Origin of the sequence: Thermophilibacter provencensis (assembly GCF_900128445.1) — a bacterium.
GTDB lineage: Bacteria > Actinomycetota > Coriobacteriia > Coriobacteriales > Atopobiaceae > Thermophilibacter > Thermophilibacter provencensis.
Genome location: NZ_LT671417.1, coordinates 108,743 through 121,799 on the forward strand (window position 1 = coordinate 108,743; position 13,057 = coordinate 121,799).

Sequence of the window (13,057 nt, forward strand, 5' to 3'; positions counted from 1 at the left end):
GCCAGGAGGCCCGGCGGGCTCTTCTCGCCGCGAGTTCTTGCCGCGCCCTTTGCGGCAAGCTGCCCGAGCGCCGAGAAGAGCCCGCCGGGCCACCCCCTAGATCGTGGCGAGCGCCTGCTCGATGTCGGCGATAAGGTCCTCGGTGCCCTCGAGGCCGCACGAGAAGCGCACCATGGCGGGCGAGATGCCGGCCGCGGCCAGCTCCTCGTCGGTCATCTGGCGGTGCGTGGAGGACGCCGGGTGCAGGCAGCAGGTGCGGGCGTCGGCCACGTGCGTCTCGATGGCGGCGAGGCTCAGGGCGGCCATGAACTTCTCGGCAGCCGCGCGGCCGCCGGCCAGCTCAAAGGAGACCACGCCCGAGCCGCCCTCGGGCAGGTACTTCTGTGCGAGGGCATGGTACGGGTCGGACGCGAGATGCGGGAAGCGCACGGAGACGACCTTGTCGCTCTTCTCGAGGTACTCCGCCACGGCCAGGCCGTTCCTGAAGTGCTGCGGCATGCGCACGTGCAGGCTCTCGAGGCCAATGTTGAGGTAGAAGGCGTTCTGCGGGCTCTGGATGGAGCCGAGGTCGCGCATGAGCTGCGAGGTTGCCTTGGTGATGAAGGCACCGGCCTGACCGAACTTCTCGGCATAGACGATGCCGTGGTAGGACTCGTCGGGGGTGGTGAGGCCGGGGAACTTCTCGGCGTGCGCCATCCAGTCGAAGTTGCCCGAGTCCACGATGGCGCCGCCCACGCCCACGCCGTGACCGTCCATGTACTTGGTGGTGGAGTGGGTCACGATGTCGGCGCCCCACTCGATGGGACGGCAGAAGACGGGCGTGGCGAAGGTGTTGTCCACGATCAGGGGCACGCCGTGGTCGTGCGCCGCCCTGGCGAAGAGCTCGATGTCGAGCACGTCGAGCGCGGGGTTGGCGATCGTCTCGCCGAAGACGGCGCGCGTGTTGGGACGGAAGGCCGCCGCGAGCTCCTCCTCGGTCGCCGTGGGCGAGACGAACGTGGACTCGACGCCCATCTTGGCCATGGTGTGGGCGATGAGGTTGTAGGTGCCGCCGTAGATGGCCGAGCTCGCCACGATGTGGCTGCCCGCCTCGCAGATGTTGAAGAGCGCGAAGAAGTTGGCCGCCTGGCCGGAGCTCGTGAGCATGGCCGCGGCGCCGCCCTCGAGCGCGCAGATCTTGCCCGCGACGCCGTCATTGGTGGGGTTCTGAAGGCGCGTGTAGAAGTAGCCCTCGGCCTCGAGGTCAAAGAGCTGGCCCATGTGCTCGGACGTGTCGTACTTGAACGTGGTGGACTGGACGATGGGAATCTGGCGCGGCTCGCCGTCGCCGGGGGTGTAGCCGGCCTGGACGCAGCGGGTCGCGATGCTCTGGTCTGCCATGGGACTCCTCTCGGGTAGGTGCCGCGGTTGCGGCACCCCCATGATATTCCCAGTCGCCCGCTCGCGTTTCGCGCGGCGGCAAAGTGGAAACACGCGCAGGGCACCTGACAAAGGTGACAGGGCCAACTGTCATGAACTCGTCGTTCATGACAGTTGGCCCTGTCACCTTTGTCAGGTGCCCCCGTCAGGCGCCGAAGACCTCGCCCGGGACGCCCTTGTCCTCGCCGAGCGACTTCCAGAGCAGGCCCGCGCGCGCCTCGAAGTTGGGCACGTCAGAGCAGAGCAGCAGGAAGATGACCTCGATGATGAAGTTGATCGAGTTGTGAGAGAAGGGCAGGTTGCTGTTGAGCATCCTGTCGAGGGTGGCCGCCTGCAGGACGCACGTCGCCCGACACGCGAGGGGCGAGTCGGGGATGTTGGTGATCACGATGGAGGGGGTCCTCGAGTCGATGACGTTGTCCATCATCTTGTTGAGACGCTTCGAGTGACCGGACTTGGAGATGAAGACGATCACGTCGCGAGGCGTGAGGGAGAGCGAGGAGAGCATCATCGCCTCGGTCGTGGGGGCGCAGTGCGTCCTGAGCCCGAGCTGGGCGATGAGGAACGACGCCGAGAGGGCGGCGGGGATGGTGTTGCCCACGGCGGCAAAGACGATCGAGTCCGCCTGCTCGAGGAGGTGCACCGCCGCGATCAGGTCCTTCTCGTCAACGAGCCTCAGGGTGTCGTGAAGCTCGCGGCTCTTTGCGCTGAGGACGGTCTCCATCGCGCCCCGCGGGTCGTCGAGCGCGATGCGCATCGAGGGGAGCTCGCCGGCATCCGCCGCGACGCCGTTCTCGTGCTGCATGGCGTCGCGAAGCTTGGTGAAGCTCTCGTAGCCGAGATGGCGCACGAAGCGAGAGACCGTCGCGGCAGACGTCTCGCTGCGCGCCGCGATCTCACGCGTAGTCATGGAGGGAATGTCACCCTGATTGGCCATCATGAAATCGGCGATGAGCTTCTCGCTCTCGCTCATGCGGTCGTACAGGGAACAGATCTCGTTGATGACGCTGCCTCTACGCTGCTGCATGGTGCTCCCACCCCTCAGGTTGGGGGACATGATAGCAAAGAGGGGACCCGGCGACGGGCCCCCTCCTGTCTCACGTCAGCGAAATAACTGGAACGCCGTGCGGTTCTTCTCGCCTACGCGAGGTCCTGACGCCACTGCGGGGTGACGGGGTCGCGATAGTACTTCGCGGCGCCCACGCAGTTGAAGAGGTCCATCTTGTGACGGATGACGGCCTTACCGGCCTCGATGCACTCCGGGAAGAGGTTGTTGGGATCCCAGCCGGAGCCCTCCTGCGAGAGGATCTCGCGAGCCTTGATGAAGAAGGCGCTCTTGTAGTCGGAGGAGATGTTCACCTTCTGGATGCCGATCTCGACGGCCTCGGCGATCTCGGAGTCGGGGTTGCCCGAGCCGCCGTGGAGGACGAGCGGAAGGTCCACCTTCTCCTTGATTGCCTTGAGCACGTCCATGCGCAGCTTCGGCGTGACGCCCTTGGGATAGAGGCCGTGGCAGGTGCCTATGGCGACGGCGAGGGTGTCCACGCCGGTCTCCTCGACGAACTTCTTGGCGTCGTCGGGGTCGGTGTAGATGACCTCGGTCATGCCGCCCTCGATGGAGGTGCCGGTGTCACCGATGGTGCCCAGCTCGCCCTCGACGGAGACGTTGACCATGTGGGCGTAGCGCACGACCTCGGCGGTCTTGGCGATGTTCTCCTCGAAGGGGAGCGCGGAGCCGTCGATCATGACGGAGGTGAAGCCGTCGTGGATGGCGCGCATGATGCTCTCGATGCTGTCGCCGTGGTCCATGTGGATGACGAAGGGCACGGGGCTGTTGGAGCAGCGGGCGACCATGTACTTCACGAAATCGTCCTTGCAGTACGCGAGCTCGGTGGGGTGCACGGCGATGATCGCGGGGGCGTCCATCTCCTCGGCGGTCTCGACCACCGTGCGGAACAGGTTGCTCTCGGAGACGTTATAGGCGCCCACGGCGAAGTGGTTGGCCTTGGCCACCTCGAGCATCTGTGACATGTTGATGAGCATCTGTTTTCTCCTTAGTCGTTCCTTGGTTGAAACCATATGTCCCAGCCCCTGGCGGGGCGTGAAACCAGTCCGGGCGGGCGCCTCCCTCCCTAGCGCGCCCTGCCGGCAGATCCGGAGATCTCGATGTAGTGCTTGATCGTCGCCACGCCTGCACGCCAGCTGTCCTCCACGAGCATGGGGTAGTCATAGCCGGGGTTCTCGGCGAGCGCACGAGCAACGAACTCGCGCTGGGCGATCATGTAGTCGGTTCCCACGTTTATCTTGTTGATGCCGGCCTCGACGGAGCGGCGCATGTTGTCGTCGCCCGCACCGGAGCCGCCGTGGAGCACGAGGGGCGTGCCGGTGGCCTGCTTGATCTTCTCGACGATGTCGAAGTGGAACGTGGGGACGTAGCCCTCGGGGTAGTCGCCATGCGTGGAGCCATACGAGACCGCGAGGCAGTCGACTCCGGTCGCGCGGATGAACTCAATGGCAACATCCGGGTCGGTATACATGTCGTCATCGGTCAGAAGGGCGCCCGACTCGTCGATGCGTCCCATGTTGCCGACCTCCGCCTCGACGGAGGCGCCGTAGATCTGGGCGAGCTCAACGATCTCGCGCGTGATGCGCGCGTTCTCCTGGGCGTCGTAGGCAGAGGCGTCGCACATGACGCTCGAGAAGCCCTCGTGCAGGCAGCGCTTGAGGTGCGCGATGTCGCTGCCGTGGTCGAGGTTGATCGCCACGGGGACGTGGGCGGCCTGCGCCATCTTGATGATCGGGCGCGTGAGGATGTCGCAGTCGAAGAACGACTTCACGTGGTCCTGGAGCAGATCGATGATGATCGGGGCATCCATCTCCTCGGCCGCGGTGATGACGCCGCGCGCCGTCTCCAGGTTGAACGCGTTGATGGCCATGACGGCATAGCCCTCGGCGTTGGCCTTTGCGAGCATGCCCTTCATCGACTCGTACATGCGCTGACATCCTTTCGTGATCTGTGACTCGATGCGGGAGGGCCGGGGAGAGGCCCTCCCGCGGGGATGGTGCTAGAGCGTGCCTACGAGAGGCTGAAGCCGGAGAGGTCGACCTCCTGCTCCTCGTCGTCCTCGGGGACGTCGAGGTCGTTGACCTGCTCGGGGGTGAGGCGCTTCTTGATGAGCACCAGCAGCACGGCGGTCACGCAGGAGCCCACGAGCAGGGCGACGACGGCCCAGAGCGGGTTGGTCATGGCCGGGATGACGAAGACGCCGCCCGAGGGAACCATGGACTCGACCCCCATGGAGAAGGAGATGGCTCCGCAGACGCCGCAGCCGATGGAGGTGGAGATGACGGTGCGGACGAGGTCGTTCATGGCGATGGGGATGACGCCCTCGGAGATCATGCAGATGCCCATGGGGAAGGCGACCTTGATGTTCTCCTCCTCGGTCTGCTTGAAGATCGGCTTCTTGATGGCCTTGGAGAGCAGCCAGCCGAGCGTCACGCCGATGGGCGGGACCATGGCGGCGAGGACCTTGATGCCCTCGGGGCCGTAGATGCCGTCGGCCATGAGGCCGTCGCAGATAAGGTTCGGGACCTTGGAGATGGCTCCGCCGTAGTCAAGGCAGCCGATCCAGCCGATCACGAAGCCGTACAGGGCCTTCTGGCTCTGGTCGAGGCCGGTGATGAAGTTGGTGAGGGCGGCGGTGAACATGGTGAGCGGGCCGCCGAGGACGAAGAACATGATGAGCGCGCCGAGCATCGCGGAGAGCAGCGGGATGATCATCATGGGCATGAGCGCCTGGGCCCACTTCGGAACCTTGAGGTAGGACTCGATGACGAGGGCGATGTAGCCCACGATGAGGCCGCCGATGAGGCCGCCGAGGAAGCCCGCGCCGAGGAACGACGCGATCTCGCCCATGAGGAAGCCGGGGGCGATGCCGGGACGGTCGGCGACGGAGTAGGCGATGTAGCCGCCGATGAAGGCCGGGATGAGGCCCATGCCCATGCCGCCGAGCGTGGTGAACGCGGACGGGACGGTCATGGAGCCGATGTCGTCAAGCGACGAGATGGTGGTGCCGCCGGTCAGGTTGCCGATGGCGATGAGCAGGCCGGACGCGACGATCAGCGGAAGCAGGTAGCTAATCGCGGTGAGCAGGTGCTTCTTGATCTCAGCAATGGTGAACTTGCCCTTGAGCTTGCCACTCATTGATGCTCCTCTCTGTGCATTTCGGGCGTGAGCCGAGGCGCGCTAGGCGTTGAGGCTCTCCTCGATCTTGTTGATAATCTGCTTGGACGCCTTGAGGACCACGGAGGTCGGGACCTCCATGACGCGCTTGCCCTCGAAGCGCGAGCGGTCGATCTTGATGTCGACGGCCAGGATGACGGCGTCGGCCTCGGCAATCTCCTCCGGCGTGAGCTCGTCCTCGACGCCGATGGTGCCCTGGGTCTCCACGTGGATCTCGTGACCGAGCGACTGGGCGGCCTTGACGAGCTTCTCCTTGGCCATGTAGGTGTGCGCGATGCCGGACGTGCAAGCGCAGACTCCCACGAGCTTCATGGTTCTCCCCCTCTGCTTCATACCTGTTTACCTGTCTCGGCGCCGGGCGGACTGCCCCGGACGCCGTTCTCGCCGAAACGAGCTAGTCGTCGTAGTCATCCGGGCTGGACTCGAGCAGCGCGAGCATCTCCGCCGGCGTCTTGACGGCGTGCAGCTTCTCCGCGAAGCTCTCGTGCGCGAGCAGCATGGCGACGTGCTGCAGCAGCTTGATGTGCAGCACGTCGGAATCGCCGTCGGTGACGGCGAACAGGATGACCACGGTGACCGCCTCGTCCTCGAGCGACTCCCACTCGATCGGGTTCTTCGACGTCCCGATCGCAAGCGCGGTCTGGTTGACGCCGGAGGACTTGCCGTGCGGGATGGCGACGCCCATGCCGATGCCGGTCGGGCCCTGCTCCTCGCGCCACAGCACGTCATCAAAGAAGCTCTTCCGGTCGTTCAGCTTGCCCTGCTCCTCGAGCAGGTCGGTCAGACGGGTCAGCATCTCCTCCTTGCTGCTGACGCCAAGGTCGAGCGCGATGAGCTTCTCGTCGATGACGTTGGAGATGTTGAACTCCTGGCTGGTTCCCTCTGCCATATCGTTTCCTCCTCTCTGTGTGTTGACCCCCTCGTTGTTTCATAACTATAGATTGTTCTGAAACAAATTACGTTGTTTCTTCGAATTCGCGGGTAAGCGGTCAATTCTGGGGCGTGAGCGGTACCTTACTTCCCCCTTACGGTCCAAGGGTGCCCCATCCGGTGAGCAATGCCGAATATTGCCAGTTGTTTTACTGGTAATTGAGCGTGCTCAGGCCCTTGTTCGCCAACGCCTCGCCACCGTCATCCCTGCCGTCCACCGCCCGTTCTCCTACGCTCACGCCGCTTGTGCTCTTTCTCTGTGTTTCAGATACATACTATTAGTGAAACGTTATACATCGAGGGAAAGGACAGCGGGATGGGCGAGAGGCTTCTTGGGGCGCTTGAGGCCGGCGGCACCAAGATGGTGTGCGCAGTCGGTTACGGAGACGGCACGGTGCTGGAGTCCGAGCAGATTCCCACCACGACGCCCAACGAGACCTGCGCCGCGATCGTCGACTGGTTTGCCGAGAAGAACGTCGAGGCGCTTGGCATCGGCGCCTTCGGCCCGACGGCCGTCAACCCCGCCTCCCCGCGCTACGGCCAGATCCTCGAGACCCCCAAGACCGCCTGGCGCTACTTCGACCTTCTCGCCACGCTCTCCGGAGCGCTCGGCATCCCCTGCGGGTATGACACCGACGTCAACGTGGCCTGTCTCGGCGAGGCGACGTTCGGCTGCGCGCGCGGCCTCGACGCGGTGGTGTACCTCACCATCGGAACCGGCGTGGGCGCCGGGGTCATGATCGACGGCAAGCTCGTCCACGGCATGCTCCACCCCGAGGCGGGCCACGTCCTCGTCACGCGCGACCCGCGGGAGACCCTGCCCGCCGACGAGAGCGGCTGCCCCTATCACGCCAGCTGCCTCGAGGGCCTCATCGCAGGCCCCGCCATCAAGAAGCGCTGGAACGGCAAGAGCGCCGGCGACATGGCCGATGACGCCGAGGCGATGGACCTTCTCGCCGGCTATCTCGGCCAGGCGCTCGCCACCTACGTCCTGTGCTACTCACCCAAGCGCATCATCATCGGCGGCGGCGTGGCAGACCACACCCCCATCGTCCCGCTCGCGCGGGCCAAGACGCTCGAGGCCCTGGGCGGCTACATCGTCACGCCCGAGCTCGAGGACGTCGACTCCTACATCGTGAACAACAGCCTCGAGGGCCGCCAGGGCATCATGGGCTGCCTCGAGCTGGCAAGAAGGGCGCTCGAGTCATAAGGGGCGACCTGACAAAGGTGACAGGGTCATCTGTCATGATTTTTCATGACAGATGACCCTGTCACCTTTGTCAGGTCGTCTCTGCCGGGCTGGCACTACACCATCTGCTCGGGGTGGAAGACCTCGTCAAAGCGCTCGGACGTGAGCAGCCCCAGCTCCAGGCAGGCCTCCTTGAGCGAGGTGCCCTCGGCAAAGGCCTTCTTGGCCACGCGCGCGGCGTTGTCGTAGCCGATGTGGGGGTTGAGGCTCGTCACCAGCATGAGCGAGCGGTGGAGGTTCTCGTCCATCTTCTCCCGGTTGGCGCGGATGCCGCTCGCGCACCGCTCGTCGAAGGAGACGATCGCGTCGGCGAGGAGTCGCACGGACTGCAGGTAGTTGTATGCGATCACCGGCATGAAGACGTTGAGCTCGAAGTTGCCCTGTGACGCCGCCATGCCGATCGCCGCGTCGTTGCCCATCACCTGGACGGCCACCATCGTCACGGCCTCGCACTGGGTGGGATTCACCTTGCCCGGCATGATGGAGCTGCCCGGCTCGTTGGCCGGAATCGTAATCTCTCCGAGGCCGAGGCGCGGGCCCGAGGCGAGCCAGCGCACGTCGTTGGCGATCTTCATCATGTTGGCGGCAAGGCCCTTGACGGCACCGTGGGAGAACACGAGCGCGTCCTTGCCCGTGAGCGCGCGGAACTTGTTGGGGTCCGTCTCGAAGGGCAGGCCAGTGAGCTCCGCAAGCTCCGTGGCCACCGCCTCGTCAAAGCCCTCGGGGGCGTTGAGGCCCGTTCCCACCGCGGTGCCGCCGAGCGCCAGGCGATAAAGGCCCCCCATCGCGGCGAGAAGCTCCTCGCGCGAGCCCTCGAGCAGGCCGCGCCAGCCGGAGATCTCCTGAGAGAACGAGATGGGGACCGCGTCCTGCAGGTGCGTGCGGCCGCTCTTGACCACGCCGGCGTTCTCCTCCTCGAGGCGGCGCAGCGTGCTCACGAGCTGGTCGATCGCGGGGAGCAGACGCTCGGTCACCGCGACCGCCGCGGCAACGTGCATGGCCGTCGGGAAGGTGTCGTTGGAGGACTGGCTCATGTTGACGGAGTCATTGGGGTGGAGCGCCTTCTCCAGCACCACGCCCCTCTCGCCAGCGAGCTGGTTGCCGCGGTTGGCAAGCACCTCGTTCATGTTCATGTTGGACTGCGTGCCAGAGCCTGTCTGCCACACCACGAGCGGGAAGTCCTTGTCGTGCTCGCCTGCGAGCACCTCGTCGGCAGCCTCGCAGATGAGGTCGCGCGCCTCGGGAGCGAGGCGTCCGAGGCTCCAGTTGGCCCGCGCCGCCGCCTTCTTCACCAGCGCGAACGCACGAACGATCTCCTCGGGCATGCGCTCGGTGCCAATGGGGAAGTTCTCGTGGCTGCGCTCGGTCTGCGCGCCCCAGAGCGCATCCGCGGGAACGCGCATCTCGCCCATCGAGTCGCGCTCGATGCGCCAACCTTCGTTCTTCTCGGCCACCTGCTAGTCCTCCCCGTCCTTCTCCCCGTCATCCCGGGCCTCGTCGGCGCGGCTGTCCGCCTCCATGCGCTCGAGCCCCGAGGTGATCGCGGAGACGATCTCCGCCTGGTCGCGACCAACGACGCCGAGGTCGGCGCGTACGCCACGGAAGCGCGGGCTCTTCGAGTACTCCTCCGCGAGGCGGCGGTTGCCCCAGGCGTCCGAGAGGGCGCCCAGCTCACGCTGGATCTCGTCCATGTACTCGCTCATGACGGCGCGGTCCGGGCCGAGCACGGCTCCCAGCCGCTCCGCGACGTAGTGCATCTCCTTGGCGTCCCGACGTGCGGAGTAGACCGCGTCGCCGTCGCGAAGGTCAAGTCCGAAGAGGTCCTCGTCGAGCTCCGCGAACTCCGCGTCGAAATGCTTCCGCAGGTCGTCGGCAGAGAGCCCGCGCTCGGAGACCTTCGACTTCCAGCTCACGTGCGCGAGGTCCTTGGCGATCTTGACGAGCTGCTTGCCGGAATGGCGCTTGCGCATGAGCGTCACCAGCGAGGCGCACTCGAGCGAGCGCTCCTTAGCGCACGCCATCGGAAGGAGGCTGTTGTCGCCGAGCTCGCCGCTCTCCACGAGGCCGTCAACGCTCTGGGAGAGGATGTCGAGGGCTCGAAGGTGCGCCGAGGCGACCTGTAGCTCCTTGAGGACGTGCTCGCAGCGGCGGTTCTGCTTCTTCGTCTGCCACGGCGCGATGAACTGCAGGAGCGACCTCATGCGCCTGAGGCCGATCCTGAAGCGAAGCAGCCCCTCGGGGTCCTCTGGCTTGGAGAGAAACGCCTCGGAGAGGGCGACGAGGTCGCGCGCCGCACCGCCGATCTCATGCTCGACGATGGCGAGCTCGTCCCACGTCCGGGTCTCGGGACCGGCGACAAACCACAGGAGCCTCCCCGTGCCGGAGAAGCCCTCCGGAAGCGCGATGGCCGCGGCCGCGCCCTTCCCAAAGCCGGGCGAGCCGCCCAGAAGCCGTGCCGAGAGCTGGTCAACGAAGGGCGCGTGCCCGACGGCGATCACGATCGGCCCCTCGGCATCCGAGAGCTCGGCAAGAAACGCCGAGACATCCTGGGCGTAGAGCGACTCGTGGACCTCGATGTCCTCGACGTCGATTGCGTCGGCGACGATCTGCGCGGTCTCGAGCGCGCGAATCGCCGGGCTGCTCCACACCGCCGCCTCGGCGTCCTCCCCGAGCAGGGCAAAGGTGCGCGGGTAGGCCGTCTTGAGAGAGCGTGCCCCCGAAGCCGTGAGCCTGCGGTCGAGGTCCGTTCCCGAGGCAGACGTCGCCTCGGGGTCTCCGTGTCGAACGAGAACCAGCGTCTTGACCATGTGTCCCCCGTCCTTCGCTGCCAACGACTCTTCAGCATAGACCTTAGCCGTTCGCCGAGTTCTCGGCTTCGGGGAGCGGTTTTCAGAGATGTGACACGACTGGCAGACCGGGAGGGCGCCGTGCGAAGCGGGGCTGCGGCAGCCCAGCGGCCGCCGCAGCCCCGTCTCTCACAACATCCTCGACAAGCAGGCAGGTCGAGATCTCGGACCCGTGCCATGCGCCCGTTTACCAGCGCCCGACGGCACGCGACCGCAACGGGCCCCATCCCGCGGCGCCGGCGCGGCGCGGGGCGAGGGCTACATCAGCTCGCAGACCTGGGTGGCAAAGGCCACGGGGTCCTCGGGCAGGATTCCCTCGACGAGCAGGGCCTGGTTGTAGAGCAGGCCCGCGTAGAGCTTGACCTTCTCGGCGTCGCCGGCCTCCTGCGCGGCGCGGAGCTTCTCGAAGACCGGGTGCTTGGCGTTGACCTCGAGCACGCGGACGGCCTTGGGGGCCTCCCCGGCCTCGGGGCCGGCGGCAAGGACCTTCTCCATCTCGAGGCTGAGCGGGCCCTCGGAGGTAATCACGGCCGGCGCGCCGTCGGCGGCGAGGCGCGTGGACACCGCGACCTTCTCGACCTGGCCTTCCAGCGCGTCCTTCATGGCGTCGAACAGGCCCTCGTTTGCCTTGGTGGCCTCCTCGGCCTCCTTCTTCTCCTCGTCGCTCGCGAGGTCAAGGTCGCCGGAGGTCACGTTCTTGAGCTCGACGGTGCGGTCCTCGACCTCGGGCTCGGCGCCGTCGGCCACGGCCTTCTCGGCCGCCTCGCGCGCGGCATCGTCCTCGTAGGTCTTGGGCAGGCCCTTGGCCGTGAAGTCGCGCATGGCCTGGAAGCAGAACTCGTCCACGTCCTGCGTGGCCAGGAGCACGTCATAGCCCTTGGCCAGCACCGCCTCGACAACGGGCATCTTGGCCAGGCGCTCGCGGTCGTCGCCGGCAGCGTAGTAGATCGCCTTCTGGCCGTCCGCCATGGCGGCGACGTACTCCTGGAGCGTGACCATCTTCTGCTCTCGCGCGCTCCAGAAGAGGAGCAGCCCGGCGAGCTCGTCCTTCTTCATGCCGTAGCTGGAGTAGATGCCGTACTTGAGGCCGCGGCCGAAGTTCTCGAAGAACTTCTCATAGGCCTCGCGGTCGTTATCGCGCATGGACTCGAGCTCGCCCGTGATCTTCTTCTCGATGCGGCGGGCCATGGCCTGAAGCTGGCGGGTCTGCTGGAGCGTCTCGCGGGAGATGTTGAGGGAGACGTCGGCGGAGTCCACCACGCCGCGGACGAAGTTGTAGTAGTCAGGCAGGAGGTCAGCGCACTTCTCCATGATGAGGACGTTGGAGCTGTAGAGCTCGAGACCCTTCTCGTAGTCGCGGCTGTACAGGTCAAAGGGCGCCTGGCCGGGGATGAAGAGCAGCGCGTCGTACTCGAGCGTGCCCTCGGCGTGCAGGCTGAAGGTGCGGGCGGGGTCCACCCAGTCGTGGAAGGTGGACTTGTAGAACTCGGCGTACTCCTCGTCCGTGACCTCGGAGCCGCGCTTCTTCCAGATGGGGGTCATCGAGTTCACGGTCTCGAGCTCGGTGTAGTCCTCCCACTCCGGCTTGTAGTCGTCGCCGGCGTCCGCGGGCTTTTCCTTCTCGCGGCTCTTGGTCACGAGCATCTGCACGGGGTAGCGGACGTAGTTGCTATAGCGGCGGATGAGCTCGCGGAGCTTCCACTCGCTGAGGAACTCGTCGTAGTTGGCCTCCTCGGCGTTCTCCTTGAGCGCCATGATGACGGAGGTGCCGGGCTCGCTGCGGTAGGCGGGGTCGTCGGCGGAGACGGGCTCGATCGTGTAGCCCTCCACGCCATCCGAGGTCCAGCGGCTGCACTCGTCCGAGCCGTACGCGCGGCTGATAACGGTGACCTCGCGCGCGACCATGAAGGCGGAGTAGAAGCCCACGCCAAAGCGGCCGATGATGTCCACGGCGTCGCCCTGGGCCTCGGCGTTGGCGGCCTTGAACTCCTCCGAGCCGGAGTGGGCGATGGTGCCGAGGTTCCTCTCCAGCTCCTCGGCCGTCATGCCGATGCCGTTGTCGGAGACGGTAATGGTGCGCGCATCCTTGTCAAAGGCCACGTTGATGGCAAGGTTAGCCTGATCGACCTGCACGGAGCTGTCCGTCAGGCTCTTGAGATAGAGCTTGTCGATGGCATCCGAGGCATTGGACACCAGCTCGCGCAGGAAGATCTCGCGGTTGGTGTAGATGGAGTTGATCATGAGGTCGAGCAGCTTCTTGCTCTCTGTCTTGAACTTGCGCATGCGGCGCTCCCCTTTCGTGCTGCCTTGTTGAACGAAGGGTAGTGTACCCGTTTTTAGATAATCTCAGTCTGAAGCGCTTAGATATAC

General features: G+C 65.7%; 11 protein-coding genes. 1 reads left to right on the forward strand and 10 read right to left on the reverse strand.

What is annotated here, in order from left to right; genetic code table 11:
- Positions 1 to 96: 96 nt before the first annotated feature.
- The 7 genes from BQ7391_RS00505 to BQ7391_RS00535 all read right to left on the reverse strand — a co-directional run bounded on the left by BQ7391_RS00505 (position 97) and on the right by BQ7391_RS00535 (position 6,551).
- Complete coding sequence (locus BQ7391_RS00505) at positions 97 to 1,380, reverse strand: O-acetylhomoserine aminocarboxypropyltransferase/cysteine synthase family protein (RefSeq protein ID WP_075278822.1); 1,284 nt, start codon at positions 1,378 to 1,380, stop codon at positions 97 to 99.
- Positions 1,381 to 1,564: 184 nt separating this feature from the next.
- Positions 1,565 to 2,446, reverse strand: a complete 882-nt coding sequence (locus BQ7391_RS00510; protein ID WP_075278823.1) for a MurR/RpiR family transcriptional regulator — start codon at positions 2,444 to 2,446, stop codon at positions 1,565 to 1,567.
- Between the two features lie 113 nt (positions 2,447 to 2,559).
- Positions 2,560 to 3,462: a ketose-bisphosphate aldolase gene (locus BQ7391_RS00515; protein ID WP_075278824.1), complete on the reverse strand. Its 903-nt coding sequence runs from the start codon at positions 3,460 to 3,462 to the stop codon at positions 2,560 to 2,562.
- An 89-nt stretch (positions 3,463 to 3,551) separates the two neighbouring features.
- The gene (locus tag BQ7391_RS00520) at positions 3,552 to 4,412 is read right to left on the reverse strand and encodes a class II fructose-bisphosphate aldolase (RefSeq protein WP_075278825.1); all 861 of its coding nucleotides are present in this window, start codon (positions 4,410 to 4,412) and stop codon (positions 3,552 to 3,554) included.
- A gap of 83 nt (positions 4,413 to 4,495) precedes the next feature.
- A complete protein-coding gene (locus tag BQ7391_RS00525) occupies positions 4,496 to 5,623 on the reverse strand; it encodes a PTS fructose transporter subunit IIC (RefSeq protein ID WP_075278826.1) in 1,128 nt (375 codons plus the stop codon).
- 42 nt (positions 5,624 to 5,665) lie between these two features.
- On the reverse strand, positions 5,666 to 5,974 hold the full coding sequence (locus BQ7391_RS00530; protein ID WP_075278827.1) for a PTS fructose transporter subunit IIB: 309 nt from the start codon (positions 5,972 to 5,974) through the stop codon (positions 5,666 to 5,668).
- Between the two features lie 82 nt (positions 5,975 to 6,056).
- A complete protein-coding gene (locus BQ7391_RS00535; protein WP_075278828.1) occupies positions 6,057 to 6,551 on the reverse strand; it encodes a PTS sugar transporter subunit IIA in 495 nt (164 codons plus the stop codon).
- A 357-nt stretch (positions 6,552 to 6,908) separates the two neighbouring features.
- Here BQ7391_RS00535 and BQ7391_RS00540 point away from each other — a divergent pair, with 357 nt between their 5' ends.
- Complete coding sequence (locus BQ7391_RS00540; RefSeq protein ID WP_075278829.1) at positions 6,909 to 7,802, forward strand: ROK family protein; 894 nt, start codon at positions 6,909 to 6,911, stop codon at positions 7,800 to 7,802.
- Between the two features lie 95 nt (positions 7,803 to 7,897).
- Here the strand turns inward: BQ7391_RS00540 and fumC are convergent, their stop codons facing one another.
- The 3 genes from fumC to htpG all read right to left on the reverse strand — a co-directional run bounded on the left by fumC (position 7,898) and on the right by htpG (position 12,970).
- Positions 7,898 to 9,295: a class II fumarate hydratase gene (gene fumC, locus BQ7391_RS00545; protein WP_235858597.1), complete on the reverse strand. Its 1,398-nt coding sequence runs from the start codon at positions 9,293 to 9,295 to the stop codon at positions 7,898 to 7,900.
- 3 nt (positions 9,296 to 9,298) lie between these two features.
- Positions 9,299 to 10,648 (reverse strand): CHAD domain-containing protein, encoded by a 1,350-nt coding sequence (locus BQ7391_RS00550; RefSeq protein WP_075278830.1) that lies wholly within the window; start codon positions 10,646 to 10,648, stop codon positions 9,299 to 9,301.
- Positions 10,649 to 10,945: 297 nt separating this feature from the next.
- Positions 10,946 to 12,970 (reverse strand): molecular chaperone HtpG, encoded by a 2,025-nt coding sequence (htpG, locus tag BQ7391_RS00555; RefSeq protein WP_075278831.1) that lies wholly within the window; start codon positions 12,968 to 12,970, stop codon positions 10,946 to 10,948.
- Between the last annotated feature and the right edge of the window lie 87 nt (positions 12,971 to 13,057).